14 protein-coding genes are annotated in these 14,676 nt (G+C 63.8%); 9 read left to right on the forward strand and 5 right to left on the reverse strand.

The genetic code is table 11. The features are described from left to right. The first annotated feature begins 112 nt into the window (after nucleotides 1–112). The 7 genes from B6V74_RS00925 to B6V74_RS00955 all read left to right on the forward strand — a co-directional run bounded on the left by B6V74_RS00925 (nucleotide 113) and on the right by B6V74_RS00955 (nucleotide 5,257). Nucleotides 113–1,258: an acyl-CoA dehydrogenase family protein gene (locus B6V74_RS00925; RefSeq protein ID WP_088721723.1), complete on the forward strand. Its 1,146-nt coding sequence runs from the start codon at nucleotides 113–115 to the stop codon at nucleotides 1,256–1,258. Next, nucleotides 1,255–2,301, forward strand: coding sequence for an enoyl-CoA hydratase/isomerase family protein (locus B6V74_RS00930; protein WP_088721724.1), 1,047 nt, complete (start codon nucleotides 1,255–1,257; stop codon nucleotides 2,299–2,301). The genes B6V74_RS00925 and B6V74_RS00930 overlap by 4 nt, the downstream gene beginning before the upstream one ends. Continuing rightward, on the forward strand, nucleotides 2,298–3,170 hold the full coding sequence (gene mmsB / locus B6V74_RS00935; protein WP_075774599.1) for a 3-hydroxyisobutyrate dehydrogenase: 873 nt from the start codon (nucleotides 2,298–2,300) through the stop codon (nucleotides 3,168–3,170). The genes B6V74_RS00930 and mmsB overlap by 4 nt, the downstream gene beginning before the upstream one ends. 108 nt (nucleotides 3,171–3,278) lie before the next feature. Next, nucleotides 3,279–3,476, forward strand: a complete 198-nt coding sequence (locus B6V74_RS00940) for a DUF2892 domain-containing protein (RefSeq protein WP_075774598.1) — start codon at nucleotides 3,279–3,281, stop codon at nucleotides 3,474–3,476. Between the two features lie 187 nt (nucleotides 3,477–3,663). Beyond that, nucleotides 3,664–4,089, forward strand: coding sequence for a hypothetical protein (locus B6V74_RS00945; RefSeq protein WP_075774597.1), 426 nt, complete (start codon nucleotides 3,664–3,666; stop codon nucleotides 4,087–4,089). Between the two features lie 236 nt (nucleotides 4,090–4,325). Next, nucleotides 4,326–4,673: a hypothetical protein gene (locus B6V74_RS00950; protein ID WP_075774596.1), complete on the forward strand. Its 348-nt coding sequence runs from the start codon at nucleotides 4,326–4,328 to the stop codon at nucleotides 4,671–4,673. A 152-nt stretch (nucleotides 4,674–4,825) separates the two neighbouring features. Further along, nucleotides 4,826–5,257 carry a hypothetical protein gene (locus B6V74_RS00955; RefSeq protein ID WP_075774595.1) on the forward strand — a complete coding sequence of 144 codons (432 nt, stop codon included), beginning with the start codon at nucleotides 4,826–4,828 and terminating at the stop codon, nucleotides 5,255–5,257. 31 nt (nucleotides 5,258–5,288) lie between these two features. Here B6V74_RS00955 and uvrA read toward each other — a convergent pair whose 3' ends face one another. Next, nucleotides 5,289–8,150, reverse strand: coding sequence for an excinuclease ABC subunit UvrA (gene uvrA, locus B6V74_RS00960; RefSeq protein WP_075774594.1), 2,862 nt, complete (start codon nucleotides 8,148–8,150; stop codon nucleotides 5,289–5,291). Nucleotides 8,151–8,437: 287 nt separating this feature from the next. Between uvrA and B6V74_RS00965 the strand changes: the two genes are divergently transcribed. Next, the gene (locus B6V74_RS00965) at nucleotides 8,438–8,806 is read left to right on the forward strand and encodes a rhodanese-like domain-containing protein (RefSeq protein WP_088721725.1); all 369 of its coding nucleotides are present in this window, start codon (nucleotides 8,438–8,440) and stop codon (nucleotides 8,804–8,806) included. Between the two features lie 130 nt (nucleotides 8,807–8,936). Then, complete coding sequence (gene htpX, locus B6V74_RS00970) at nucleotides 8,937–9,878, forward strand: zinc metalloprotease HtpX (RefSeq protein WP_088721726.1); 942 nt, start codon at nucleotides 8,937–8,939, stop codon at nucleotides 9,876–9,878. A 251-nt stretch (nucleotides 9,879–10,129) separates the two neighbouring features. Here the strand turns inward: htpX and lpdA are convergent, their stop codons facing one another. The 4 genes from lpdA to queA all read right to left on the reverse strand — a co-directional run bounded on the left by lpdA (nucleotide 10,130) and on the right by queA (nucleotide 14,674). Next, a complete protein-coding gene (lpdA, locus tag B6V74_RS00975) occupies nucleotides 10,130–11,524 on the reverse strand; it encodes a dihydrolipoyl dehydrogenase (RefSeq protein WP_075774591.1) in 1,395 nt (464 codons plus the stop codon). Between the two features lie 36 nt (nucleotides 11,525–11,560). Beyond that, a complete protein-coding gene (locus B6V74_RS00980) occupies nucleotides 11,561–12,145 on the reverse strand; it encodes a DUF924 family protein (RefSeq protein WP_075774590.1) in 585 nt (194 codons plus the stop codon). Between the two features lie 84 nt (nucleotides 12,146–12,229). Beyond that, nucleotides 12,230–13,525: an MFS transporter gene (locus tag B6V74_RS00985; RefSeq protein WP_075774589.1), complete on the reverse strand. Its 1,296-nt coding sequence runs from the start codon at nucleotides 13,523–13,525 to the stop codon at nucleotides 12,230–12,232. An 87-nt stretch (nucleotides 13,526–13,612) separates the two neighbouring features. After that, entirely contained in the window at nucleotides 13,613–14,674 is a 1,062-nt protein-coding gene (queA, locus tag B6V74_RS00990; RefSeq protein ID WP_075774588.1) for a tRNA preQ1(34) S-adenosylmethionine ribosyltransferase-isomerase QueA, read from the reverse strand. Nucleotides 14,675–14,676 lie beyond the last annotated feature (2 nt).

The raw sequence follows: 14,676 nt of genomic DNA on the forward strand, positions 1-14,676 counted from the left end.
TGCACAAGCTCCCCCCTTGCAAAACTCTCGCAAGGATTCGAAATTAAACGGGTGTTCAATTCATCCGGTTGAGGTCGAGCCTTTACCGAAAGTGAGCTCGGGGAGGAGTTTCATGGATTACGCGCTCAGCGAGGAACAGCAGGCCATTTTCGACATGGCTTACGCCTTCGGGCAGGACGAGATCGCCCCCCATGCGGACGCGTGGGAAGAGGCCGGCACGATCCCGAAAGAGCTCTGGCCGAAAGTGGCCGAGCTGGGTCTGGGCGGCATCTACGTCTCCGAAGACTATGGCGGATCGGGCCTGTCGCGCCTCGATGCCACGCTCGTCTTCGAGGCGCTCGCGATGTCCTGCCCCGCCGTGGGCTCGTTCCTGTCGATCCACAACATGTGCGGCGGCATGATCGACAAGTTCGGCTCGGACGAGGACAAGGCGCGCTGGCTGCCCGATCTGGTCAGCATGAAGAAGGTCTTCTCCTACTGCCTGACCGAGCCGGGTTCGGGCTCGGACGCCGCGGCGCTGCGGACCAAGGCCGAGCGCTCGAACGAGGGCTGGATCCTGAACGGCACCAAGGCGTTCATCTCGGGCGGCGGCTATTCGGATGTCTATGTGACCATGGTCCGCACCGGCGATCCGGGGCCCAAGGGCATCTCGACGGTCGTGGTCGAGGACGGTGCAAAGGGGCTCAGCTTCGGCGGGCTCGAGCGCAAGATGGGCTGGAAAGCCCAGCCGACCGCGCAGGTGCAATTCGACGATTGCCACATTCCGGCGGAGAACTTGCTGGGCGAAGAGGGCAAAGGCTTTACTTATGCGATGGCGGGTCTCGATGGCGGGCGTCTGAATATCGCGGCCTCCGCCCTGGGCGGCGCGCAGGCCGCGCTCAACAAGACGCTGGCCTATATGGGCGAGCGCAAGGCCTTCGGTAAATCGCTCGACCAGTTCCAGGCGCTGCAATTCCGCCTCGCCGATATGGAGGTGAAGCTGGAATCCGCGCGCACCTTCCTGCGTCAGGCGGCATGGAAGCTCGACAACAAGACCCATGATGCGACGAAGTTCTGCGCCATGGCTAAACTCTATGTGACGGATGCCTCATTCGATGTGGCAAACCAATGCCTGCAATTGCATGGTGGTTACGGCTATCTTGCCGATTACGGGATCGAGAAGATCGTGCGCGACCTGCGCGTGCACCAGATCCTTGAAGGCACGAATGAAATCATGCGGCTGATCGTCAGCCGCGCGATGCTGGCGGAGCGTGGATGACCGAAGAAACGATGATCGCGAGAAAGGAAGGCCACGCCGGACGGCTGACCTTCAATCGACCCAAGGCGCTCAACGCGCTCGATCACGAGATGGCCATGGCGATCGAGGCGGCGCTCGACGCATGGCGCGACGACCCGGAGGTCGATCTTGTCGTGATCGACGCAGCGGGGGATCGCGCCTTCTGCTCGGGCGGCGACATCGCCGCCGTTTACCGGGCCGGGATCGCTGGCGATTATGCACCGGGACGCGACTTCTGGCGCGACGAATACCGGATGAACGCAAAGATCGCGGAATATCCCAAGCCCATCGTCGCCTTCATGCAGGGCTTCGTGATGGGCGGCGGCGTCGGCGTCGCCGGCCATGCCAGCCACCGGATCGTGGGCGAAAGCACGCAGGTCGCGATGCCGGAAAGCGGGATCGGGCTGATCCCGGACGTGGGCGGCACGCTTTTGCTGGCGCGCGCGCCAGGCCACGTGGGCGAATATCTCGGCCTCACGGGGGCGCGAATGAACGCAACCGACGCGCTCTATGCCGGGTTCGCCGATATGTTCGTGCCCGAGGCCGATTGGGAGGAGTTGAAGACCCGGCTCATCGAGACCGGCAATATCGACACCCTGCCCCATCCGCGCACCCCGCCCGAACCTGGCAAGCTCGAGGGCCTGCGCCCAGAGATCGACCGCATCTTCTGGGCCGAGAACCTCAGCGCGATCGTCGCCAAGCTCGAGACTTCGGGCAGCGAGTTCGCCGAGAAGACCTACAAGACGGTGCTGCGCAACTCCGCGCTGTCGATGGAGGCGACGCTGCGCCTGATCCGCATGACCCGCGCCGAGAACACGATCCGCGCCGCCCTCACCCATGAGTTCCGCTTTACCTGGCGTGCGGCGGAGCTAGGTGATTTTCTTGAGGGCGTGCGGGCGCAGATCATCGACAAGGATCGCAATCCGCAATGGAAATATGCTCTGGATGCGCTGCCGGAAGAGGCGGTCGCGCAGATGCTGGAGCCGCTCGGCCCCGAATGGGCCATCTGGGAGGAGACGACATGAAAATCGCATTCATCGGGCTTGGAAACATGGGTGGGCCGATGGCGGCCAATCTGGTCGCCGCGGGTCACAAAGTGATCGGCTTCGACCTCACCGCCCCGCCGCCCGAGGGCGTGGGTCGGGCGACGACCGCAGCGGCGGCGGCGCAGGAGGCCGAGGTCGTCATCACCATGCTCCCCAACGGCCAGATCCTGCGCGACGTCGCGAAGGAAGTGATCCCGGCGATGCAGGAAGATGCGGTGCTGTGCGATTGCTCGACCGTCGATGTCGACAGCGCGAAAGCGGTCGCGGCGATGGCGGCAGAGCGCGGCCTCGGTTCGCTCGACGCGCCTGTCTCCGGTGGCGTGGGCGGCGCGACCAATGGCACGCTGACCTTCATGGTGGGTGGTGACGCGAAAAGCTTCGAGATCGTGAAGCCCCTCTTCGACGTGATGGGCCAGAAGGCCGTGCATTGCGGCGAAGCGGGCGCGGGTCAGGCGGCCAAGATCTGCAACAACATGATCCTCGGCGTGACGATGATCGCGACGTGCGAAGCCTTCGCGTTGGCCGACAAGCTGGGCCTCGACCGCGAGAAGATGTTCGACGTGGTCTCGACCTCCTCGGGTCAGAGTTGGTCGATGAACACCTATTGCCCGGCGCCGGGCGTCGGCCCGCAATCGCCCGCCGACAACGATTACAAGCCGGGCTTCGCCGCCGAGCTGATGCTCAAGGACCTGCGGCTGAGCCAGCAGGCCGCCGAGAGCGCCGATGCCGACACGCCGATGGGCAAGCTGGCCGCCGCGCTCTATTCGGCCTTCGTGGAAACCGAAGGCGGCAAGGGCCGCGACTTCTCGGCCATGCTGCCGCGTTTCGAAAAGCGCAGCCGCACCTGAATTCCGAGCGGAGGCGCGTCGCCGCGCCTCCCGCAGTTAATCCTTGCCGCCTGAGTTCGCGTAACAGTATCAAGTTGCAAGGAAGCTGCGCTACGGAAAGGGCTTTGAATGTTCAAGAACAATGTCGGCGGCATCGACCGCACTCTGCGCATCGTGGTCGGGCTGGCCCTGATCATCGCCTTCTTCATGACCCCGCCCGGCCCCTATCGCTGGCTTTTCTGGGTGGGCCTGATTCCGCTCGGGACCGGGTTGCTGGGCACCTGCCCGCTCTACTCGATGCTCGGCGTCAATACCTGTAAGAAGTAACCCCAGAAGCCTGATTTCGCCCCGAGGGCGAGCCGGACCCCGCCGAATGACCGCGCGTCTTCGGCGGGGTCTTGCTTGTGAGAGGGTTGCGCGTGGATAAAGCCCGATTCCGCGATGGAACGGCTGGCCAGCTACGTTCATTTATATCCCAACACGCGCATGAGCGCGTCAGGAAAGGAGAGGTCACATGAAACACCTGACCCAGCTTACCCTCGCCGCTGCCCTCGGGGCGAGCCTTCTGCCCGGGGCCGCCCTTGCTGACGGGCATGGCCACGGCAAATGGAAGAACGACCGCGGCCACGCAGAGCGCGATTACAGGGGCTGCCCGCCCGGACTGGCCAAGAAGAACAATGGTTGCCGTCCGCCCGGTCTCGCCAAGAAGAGCTATCGCCACGACGACGAGCGCGACGACGAATGGCGGGACGCGGAGCGCCGTTGGCGCCGCGGTGACCGGATCACCGGCGACTACGTCCTGATCCGCGACCCGAACCGCTACGGCCTGAACGACAATCGCACCTATTGGCGCTCCAACGGCTACGTCTATCAGGTCGACCGCCAGACCGGCGAAGTGCTCGCTCTGATCGGACTCGCGCGTTCGATCCTCGGCTACTGACTTCGCAGACGCAGCGTCAACCGCGACATAGCGCCGCATCTGAACACGAGGCCTTCACGTAAAGTGGAGGCCTTTGTGATTTGACACGGAAATATCGTAATTTTTTATTAAGCAATAACAGCATCTTACAGCGCGCAACAGCTTTCGCTTCTACGCATGGCGGCAATGCGGAATCTGCAATGGACCTTTTCGCCGCAATGCGGCATTTGGTCCCTCAAGACGAAAGGAAAACGCGCATGACTTATCTCCCCCGTGTCGCGCTGATCGCGGTGATCGGCGCAGCTTTTACCCCGATGGCAGCTCTCGCAGATGGTCCGATGAGCGCCGCAGGTTCGAAAATGGCAGCAAGCGTCTCGGTCGCGAACCAGTCGCATGACCAGAAGCCCTCGGTTCGCAACGACCTGCTGTGGCAAGTTGGCCAGCAGATCACCGAGAACCACGTTCGCCTCCGCCAGCCCGCCGCGTTCGGCCTGAAGGCTGACGCGACCTACTGGCGCTCGTTCGGCTACATCTACGAAGTCAGCCCCGAGAGCGGCGAAGTGCTCGCCCAGGTCGGCAAGGCCACGGACATCGTCGGCTTCTGAGCCACAGTCCAGACGGAAATTAAAAAACGGGCGGAACCACTCCGCCCGTTTTTTATTGTCCTCGAAAGGTTGGAGGACAGAAAGATGTATCGATTCTCAATTTCGTTGCCCGATGACACGCGCGTGGATAGGCTTTCAAGATGAGGATCGTGATGCGCCCACTCGCCCTGATTGCGCTGACCTGCGCCCTGCCCGCCCTCGCCTCTGCCGAAGGATCGGCGCAAGGGGTTCAGGTAATGCGCGGTGGAAAGATCGACATGGGTAGCCCCGCAGCGCAGGAAGCCAAAGCTTCCGCAAAGGCCGCGCCGGAGTGCAAGACGCTCACGACGGGCGACACGTTCTGCAAGGTCGCCACGACCAATGGCACGTCACGCTGGGTACTGCAGGGTCAGATGGAGCCCGAGTTCAGCGTCGGCGATGTGTTTCCAGTCTATCAGCACTCGATGATCCTGAACCTGCGCCGCTACGATCTGCCGATCGTGACCGGCGCCTGGCGCTACTACAACGTGCGCGGCGTGATCTACAAAGTCGGCGCGGAAGACCACAAGGTCATGGAAGTCATCGGCCGCACCGCACGGCGCTGAGCCCGCGCGCCCGCGACCAGAGCGCGGCGGATCACTCCGCCGCGACCTTCACTCCCAGCATCTGCGCAAGGTAATGGCCGGTATGGCTGCGCGGGTTGGTGGCCACTTCTTCCGGCGTGCCGACCGCCACGATCTCGCCGCCGCCATCGCCGCCCTCGGGGCCGATATCGATGATATGATCGGCCGTCTTGATGACGTCGAGATTGTGCTCGATCACCACGACGGTGTTGCCCTGCTCCACGAGGCTGTGCAGCACCTCCAGCAGTTTTCGAACATCTTCGAAGTGCAGACCGGTCGTCGGCTCGTCGAGAATGTACAAAGTGCGACCTGTGGCGCGTTTCGACAGTTCCTTGGACAGCTTCACCCGCTGCGCCTCGCCGCCTGACAGCGTCGTTGCCTGCTGGCCGACCTTGATATAGCCAAGGCCCACCTCCATCAACGCGTCCATCTTCTCGCGGATCGAGGGCACCGCCTTGAAGAACTCCTGCGCGTCCTCGACCGTCATGTCGAGCACATCCGCGATGGACTTGCCCTTATACTGGATTTCAAGCGTCTCGCGGTTGTAGCGCTTGCCCTTGCAGGTCTCGCATTCGACATAGACGTCGGGCAGGAAGTGCATCTCGATCTTGATCACGCCGTCGCCCTGACAGGCCTCGCAGCGCCCGCCCTTCACGTTGAAGGAGAACCGCCCCGGCTTGTAGCCGCGCGCCTTCGCCTCCGGCAGACCGGCGAACCAGTCGCGGATCGGGGTGAAGGCGCCGGTATAGGTCGCCGGGTTCGAGCGCGGCGTGCGCCCGATCGGGCGCTGGTCGATGTCGATGACCTTGTCGAGATGCTCCAACCCCTTGATCGTATCGCAGGGCGCGGGCGTCTGACGCGCACCGTTGAGCCGCATCGAGGCGGTCTTGAACAGGGTCTCGATGGTGAGCGTGGACTTGCCCCCGCCCGAAACGCCGGTCACGCAAACGAACTTGCCGAGCGGGAACTCGGCCGTGACGTTCTTGAGGTTGTTGCCGGTCGCACCCACGACCTTGAGCTTCTTCTTGTTGCCCTTGCGCCGCTCGGTCGGGACCGCGATCTCGCGCGTGCCGGACAGGTATTGCCCGGTCAGCGACGCCGGATCGGCGGCGATCTCTTCGGGCGTGCCGCGCGAAACGACCTGACCGCCATGCACGCCGGCGCCCGGGCCGATATCGAAGACGTAATCGGCATGGCGGATCGCATCCTCGTCATGCTCCACCACGATCACCGTATTGCCCTGATCGCGCAGGTTTTTCAGCGTCTGGAGGAGGCGGTCGTTGTCGCGCTGGTGCAGGCCGATCGACGGCTCGTCGAGCACGTAGAGCACGCCCGTCAGGCCCGAACCGATCTGCGAGGCCAGCCGGATCCGCTGGCTCTCGCCGCCCGACAGAGTGCCCGCCGCGCGGCTCATGGTCAGGTAATCGAGACCCACATTCACGAGGAAGCCGAGGCGTTCACGGATTTCCTTGAGGATCGCCGTCGCGATTTCGTTCTTCTGGTGCGAGAGGCTGCCCGGCACGGTGGCGACCCACTCATGGGCCTCCTTGATCGACATCTCGACCACGTGGCCCACATGCTTGCCGCCGATCTTCACGGCGAGCGCTTCGGGCCGCAGGCGGTAGCCGCCGCAGGCGTGGCAGGGACGGTTGTTCTGATAGCGCTCCATCTCCTCGCGCGACCAGGCAGAGTCGGTCTCGCGGTAGCGGCGCTCCATGTTCGGGATGATCCCCTCGAAGGTGCGGCTGACCTCGTAGACGCGGCCGCCCTCGTCGAAGCGGAACTTGATCTCTTCATCGCCCGAGCCGCGCAGGAACAGCTCCTGCACGTTTTCCGGCAGATCCTTCCACGGCTTTTTCGGATCGAAGCCGTAATGTTTCGACAGCGCCTCGATCGTCTGGGTGTAATAGGGCGATTTCGTCCGCGCCCAGGGGGCCAGCGCCCCGCCCTGCACCGAGAGCGTCACGTCGGGCACCATCAGGCGCTCATCGAAGAACAGTTCGACGCCGAGGCCGTCACAGACCGGACAGGCCCCGAACGGCGCGTTGAACGAGAACAGGCGCGGTTCGATCTCGGGGATCGTGAAGCCCGACACCGGACAGGCGAAGTTTTCCGAGAAGGTCGTGCGTTCGGGCTCCCCCTCGCCTTCGCGCGGCGCGCTCTCGAAGATCGCGATGCCGTCGGCGAGGTCGAGCGCGGTGCGGAAACTGTCGGCCAGCCGCGTCTCCATCCCCTCGCGCACGACGACGCGGTCCACGACCACGTCGATGTTGTGGCGGAATTTCTTGTCGAGCGTCGGCGGTTCTTCAAGCTCGTAGAACTCGCCATTCACCTTCACGCGCTGGAAACCTTGCTTGCGCAGCTCGATGAATTCCTTGCGATATTCGCCTTTGCGGTCGCGCACGATCGGGGCGAGCAGATAGCCGCGCGTGCCCTCCTCCATCTGCATCACGATATCGACCATATCCTGCACCTGCTGCGCCTCGATCGGCTCGCCGGTGGCGGGCGAATAGGGCGTGCCCGCGCGGGCGTAGAGCAGACGCAGGTAGTCGTAGATTTCGGTCACGGTACCGACGGTGGAGCGCGGGTTCTTCGACGTCGTCTTCTGCTCGATCGAGATCGCAGGCGACAGACCCGAGATGTGATCGACGTCGGGTTTGCCCATCATGTCGAGGAACTGGCGCGCATAGGCGCTCAGACTTTCGACATAGCGGCGCTGCCCTTCGGCATAGATCGTGTCGAAGGCCAGCGAGGATTTCCCGGAGCCCGACAGCCCCGTGATCACCACGAACTGGTCGCGCGGAATATCGACATCCACGCCCTTGAGATTGTGCTCGCGCGCGCCGCGCACTTCGATGAACTTCAGTTCAGCCATCCACGCCCCCTTTATCACCAGCCCTAGATAGGTGTTTCCCCGCGAGTCTCCAATCCAAATCTGCGAACGAAATGTGAACTTTCTGCATGGCGGCAATGTCGCGCGTATCCGTCGCGCCGCTTGCACGCCTCGCAGCCCGATCAAAATTGCGGCAATTGGGCATTAAATTCCATTTCTTGAATGTATTTTCGACGGGTTTCGCGCTATCACTCTTGAAAGCGGTCCGGTATTTGCCACATGAACCGGGAAACGGGCCTGCGGGTCACGCGAATGCAAGAGGTAACGACATGCTGAATTTTCTTCGCCCTTCCGGTGGAAACCGGGTCGAGCGCATTGCCCCGCAGGACGCCGTCGCCAAGGCGAAAGCCGGTGAGCTCACCGTGATCGACGTGCGTGAGGGCATGGAAGTGAAAAGCTCGGGGAAGGCCAAGGGCGCGCTTCATATCCCGCTCGCGACGATCCGCATGAAGGCCGACCCGTCGAGCCCGGAGAAGCATCCCGACCTCGACCCCGCGAAGCCGGTCGCGCTCTATTGCGCCTCGGGCGGGCGCTCGGCAGGTGCGGCGCAGATGCTGGTCCAGATGGGCTACGCCGAAGTCTACAATATCGGCGGGCTGGGCGACTGGCACGCAGGTGGCGGCGAGATCGAGCGCTGATCGCGCACTGTGTCGCATGATTTTGAAGGGGGCCCGCCGGGGCCCCTTTTGTTTTGCGTAGCCGATGGAATTGCGTGGGCGTGGCGCGTGCCTATATCGGATGCGTAACGATCAAAGGGTGAGACCGACAATGGGTTATGCCAAGACTGCGATGCTGATGGCGGCGATGACGGCGCTGTTCATGGGGCTGGGCTACCTGATGGGTGGTGCGACCGGCATGGTGATCGCGCTGATCTTCGCCGCCGGGATGAATGTCTATTCGTGGTGGAATTCGGACAAGATGGTGCTGCGGATGCATAACGCGCATCTGGTGGCGCCGGGCGACCGCGCGGGGCTGAACGCGCTGGTCGGGCAACTGGCCAAGAATGCCGACCTGCCGATGCCCGCCGTTTACCTGATCGACACGCCGCAGCCCAATGCCTTCGCCACTGGCCGCAACCCCGAGAACGCCGCCGTGGCGGTAACCGCCGGGCTGATGCAGAGCCTGTCGCGCGAAGAGCTGTCGGGCGTGATCGCTCACGAGTTGGCCCATATCAAACACCGCGACACCGCGATCATGACCGTGACGGCGAGCTTCGCCGGTGCGATTTCGATGCTGGCAAATTTCGCCCTGTTCTTCGGCGGCTCGCGCGAGCGGATGGGGATCATGGGCACGCTGGCGATGATGTTCCTCGCCCCGATGGCGGCGGCGCTGGTGCAGATGGCAATCTCGCGCACCCGCGAATATGCGGCCGACAAGGAAGGGGCTGCGATCTGCGGCAACCCTCTCTGGCTGGCCTCGGCGCTGCAGCGGATCGAGGCTGGCGCGCGCCGGGTCGAGAATGTCGCCGCCGAGCGCAATCCTGCGACCGCGCATATGTTCATCATCAACCCGCTGAGTGGGCATGGCGCGGATAACCTCTTCGCCACCCACCCCTCTACCGAGAACCGCGTTGCAGCGCTGCGCCAGCTTGCGGGCGGTACGGGTGCGCGTCGGGAACGCGCGGCCCCCGCGCCGGCTACGGGCGATTGGAGCGGTGCGCGCTCGATGCCGAAAGTGCGCCGGAAAGGCAAGAACGGGCCTTGGGGGTGAGGGCCGCGCCCGAGCCTCGGGTGGGCGCTTTGCTCCGTCAGGGACCGGGCATTTTATCTCTCAAGCCCGCAAGTCGGTAGTGCCGAAAGTGACATCGCCAATGCGCCCTCCCGTGGGGAATGAGGAGGGACCGTCGCGCCAGTGGCGCGGCGTAAGCCCGACGAATGGGCGCGGCCCGGGGCTGGTCGCCCCGGGTCATAAGAAAAAGGCCGGGGTTCCCCCCGGCCTTTCGCACTTCCCGGCACATCCGATCAGAAGTGGATCGCGCGCCCGTAAGCGTCGAGCACCGACTCGTGCATCATCTCCGACAGGGTCGGGTGAGGGAAGACGGTGTTCATCAGGTCTTCCTCGGTGGTCTCCAGCTGGCGCCCCACGACATAGCCCTGGATCAGTTCGGTCACTTCCGCGCCGACCATATGCGCGCCCAGCAATTCGCCGGTCTTCGCGTCGAACACGGTCTTCACCAGCCCCTCGCTCTCGCCCAAGGCAATCGCCTTGCCGTTGCCAATGAAGGGGAAGCGGCCAACCTTGATGTCGTAGCCCGCCTCTTTCGCCTTCGCTTCCGTCATGCCGACCGAGGCGACCTGAGGCTGGCAATAGGTGCAGCCCGCAATCGAGCCCGGCTTGACCGGATGGGCGTGCTTGCCCGCGATCAGCTCGGCCACCATCACGCCCTCATGGCTCGCCTTGTGGGCCAGCCACGGTGCGCCCGCGATATCGCCGATTGCATAGAGCCCATCGACGCCGGTGCGGCAGTATTCATCGGTCACGACATGGGTGCGGTCGATCTTCACGCCCGCCTCTTCAAGGCCAAGATCCTCGACATTGCCGACGATACCGACTGCGGAGATCACGGTGTCGACTTCCAGCGTCTCGGTCTTGCCGCCCTTGTCGAGCGTTGCGATCACCTTGTCGGCCTTGCGGTCGAGCTTGGTTACCGTGGTCTTCTCGCGGATCGTCATGCCCTGTTTCTCGAACTGCTTCTTGGCGAATTTCGAGATTTCCTCGTCCTCGACGGGCAGCACGCGATCCATCACCTCGACGACCGTCGTCTCGGCACCGAGCGTATTGAAGAAGCTGGCGAATTCGATACCGATCGCGCCCGAGCCGATGACCAGCAATTTCTTCGGCTCATGCGGCGGATTGAGCGCGTGCTTGTAGGACCAGACGCGTTTGCCGTCGGCCTCGAGCCCCGGCAGGTTGCGCGCCCGCGCGCCAGTCGCCAGCACGATGTTCTTGGCGGTCAACTCTTCGCTACCCTTGTCGGTTTTCACCGAAACCTTGCCCTTGCCGGCAAGTTTCGCGGTGCCCATCACGACATCGACCTTGTTCTTCTTGAGCAAGTGGCCGACGCCCGAAGCGAGCTGCTTGGCCACCCCGCGCGAGCGTTTCACCACCGCGTCGAGATCGTAGCCGAACTTCTCGGCGCTGAGGCCGAAATCCTTCGCGCGCTCCATCAGGTGGAACACCTCGGCCGAGCGCAGAAGCGCCTTCGTGGGAATACAGCCCCAGTTCAGGCAGATGCCGCCCAGATGCTCGCGCTCCACGATCGCGACCTTGAGGCCCAGCTGTGCGCCCCGGATGGCGCTGACATAGCCCCCCGGCCCTGCCCCGATCACGATCATGTCGTAGGTTTTCGATGCCATGTCTTCCCTCCGGTCAGAAACTGGTTTGGCATTAAACTATTTTGCGGACAGCTTCAACTCATCCGCATCCGCAAGCGCCTTGCGGTAGCCGCCCTGCTCCATGAATGCCTGTTCCTCGGGCGTTGTCTCGCGATCTAGCGCGGAATTGCGCCAAGGGAAGCGCCCGAACCGTTCGATCACTGAACGATGTGCGAGCGCGTGGCGCAGGTTATCTTCCGAGCGCCAGCGCTCGGAGAACAGGGTCACCGCCCGGTCCTGATCGGCAAGCTCTTCGGAATGCATGAAAGGAAGGTAGAAGAATTGCTGCAGCGGCGGCCCGATCTGCAGGTCGAACCCTTCGGCGATGGCGCGATCGGCATGGCGCCGTGCCATCGGGTCGGTCTGGAAGGCGCGCGGATCGTCTCGGAACATGTTGCGCGGGAACTGGTCGAGTAGCAGCAGAAGCGCCAGCGCGCCCTGCGCGTTGCGCTCCCATTCGGTCAGCGCGCCTTGCGCGCCTACCTGCCAGAGCGGCGCGTAACGACGCCGGATCGCGGCGTCGATCTGCTCGCTCGACTGGTACCAGTATTTCTCGCCGACCTCGATACGCCAGAAGCGTATAATCTCGTTGATGCGATCCATGGTGACGGCCCTCCCCTGCCGTGCCTGCCCCGCTGTCATCAGATCATGGTAGGGCAAGCGCAGAGGCAGGCAAAGGGCCTTGCATCAGGCGGCGGCATCCTCGTTCTTCGCGGCCTCGGTCTCGGCTTCCTCTTCGCTGGCCGCTTCGGCCTCCTCCTGCGCGACTTCCAGACGCGCCTCGACCGCCACCGCGGTCGCCGTCGGCGAGAGCAGCGTGTAGGAGCCGGTCTCGTCCACCGAAGGCGCTTCGCGGCGCGTCATCCGCCACACCGCATAGCCAGCGATCGCGGCGCAGAGCACACCGATATAGAGGAAGAACCCGCCCGGACCCATGACGCTCATCAGCCAGCCGGTCACCAGCGGCCCCGCCACCGCGCCAAGCCCGTTTACGAACATCAACCCCGCAGAGGCGGCCGCCATGTCGGAGGAATCGAGATAGTCGTTGGTATAGGCGATCAAGAGCGAATAGAGCGGATTGGCCACACCGCCGATCAGCGTCGCTCCGATCAGCAGCACCCAGAAGGGTGGGTTGAGCGCGAAGATCGTGAACGTCACCACCGCGCCCGCGAGTGCCGCCCCCATGATCACGCGGCGCCGGTCCATTCGGTCCGAAGCCCAGCCGATCGGATATTGCAGCACGAGACCGCCCACGTAGATCGCCGCCACGAAGGCCGAAATCTGCTTCACGTCGAGCCCTTCGGCGGTACCCCAGACCGAGGCCATGCCGAACATCGCCGAGATGATTCCACCCAGCAGGAAGAGCCCCACCATGCCCAGCGGCGAGGCTTCCCAGAGCCGCTTGAAGGTCATGCGCTGGATCGTCTCGAAGCTGGGCGCGGGCGAGGCGGCGAGCAGAATCGGCGTGAAGGACAGCGACACCAGAACCGAGGGGATCACGAAGAGGAGATACCCCGCCGGGTCGCCCACGTTCAGCAGCGCCTGCGCCGTGACGATGCCGAACATCTGCATGATCATGTAGAGCGACAGCGCCTGGCCGCGCGTCTCGTTGGTCGAACCCGCGTTCAGCCAGCTTTCCGCCGTGATATACACGCCCGAGAAGGAGAAGCCGATCAGCACGCGCATAGCGACCCAAGCAGGCCAGTTCGGGAAAGCCGCGTAGAGGATCAGCACCGCCGAGATCAGCGAGCCGAGCGCCGCGAAGACGCGGACGTGACCGACGCGCGCGATCATCTCGGGCACCATGCGCGACCCGAACAGGAAGCCCGCGAAATAGGCCGACATCACGAGCGACATGTAGAAGGTGTTGATGCCCTCGATCTTGCCGCGGATACCGAGCAGCGTGCCCTGCATCCCGTTGCCGACCATCAAGAGCATGATGCCCAGCAAAAGCGGCCATGTCTGGCGCAGCACTAACAGCATATCGGTCTCCCGGGGGCCTGAATTGGATTGCGTCGTCCCGCGGCATCTAGTCCGCGGCGACAACATTTCCAAGCCCTGAAAGCGACTCTAGGGAATTAGAAGCGACGCATCGCCGTAAGAGAAGAAACGGTAGCCCGTCTTAACCGCATGATCGTAAATTTTGCGTATGCGATCTTGCCCCATCAAGGCCGAGACGAGCATCAGCAGCGTCGATTTCGGCAAGTGGAAATTCGTCATCAGCGCGTCGGTGATGCGAAACTCGAAGCCGGGATAGATGAAGATGTCTGTGGCGTCCCGGAAGGGCACGATATGGCCTTTCGCGCCGCCCTCGGCGCGTGCGGCGCTCTCGATCAGGCGCAGCGCGGTGGTGCCGACGGGAATGACGCGGCCGCCTGCGGCCTTGGTCGCGTTGATCTCGGCCGCTGCCTGCTCGCTCACCTCGCCCCATTCGGAATGCATCTTGTGCGTGGTGACGTCCTCGACCTTCACCGGCAGGAAGGTGCCCGCGCCGACATGCAGCGTCACTTCGGTGAACTCCACACCCTTGGCGGCCAGCGCCTCCAGCAACTCGCGGGTGAAATGGAGGCTGGCCGTGGGCGCCGCGACCGCGCCGGAATGGCGGGCGAAGACGGTCTGATAGTCGCGCTTGTCCTCGTCATCGGGGGCGCGCAGCGCCGCGATATAGGGCGGCAGCGGCATCGCTCCGGCCTCGGCCAGAGCCGCGTCGAAATCCTCGCCCGTGAGGTTGAAGCTGAGCCGCAGCTGGCCGTCCTCGATCGCCTCGACCTTGGCCGAAAGCGCGTCGGAGAAGACGATCTCTTCGCCCTCCTTCACCTTGCGCAAAGGCTTCGCCAGCGCGGACCATTCGCCGCCCGGTGCGGGCTCCAGAAGCGTCACCTCGACCTTCGCGACCACCTCGCCCTGTGCGCTCTGCCGGGTCCGTGTGCCCGCCAGCCGCGCCGGGATCACCTTGGTATTGTTGAGCACCAGCCGGTCGCCGGGGCGGAAGATGTCGACCAGATCGCGCACGTGGCGATCATGAATTGTATCGCCTTCGGCTAACAACAATCGTGCCGCATCGCGCGGGCGCGCAGGTCGCGTCGCAATCAGCCCCTCGGGGAGCTCGAAATCAAAATCGTCTAGCTTCATCT

It is taken from the genome of Thioclava sp. F42-5 (assembly GCF_002213195.1).
GTDB lineage: Bacteria > Pseudomonadota > Alphaproteobacteria > Rhodobacterales > Rhodobacteraceae > Thioclava > Thioclava nitratireducens.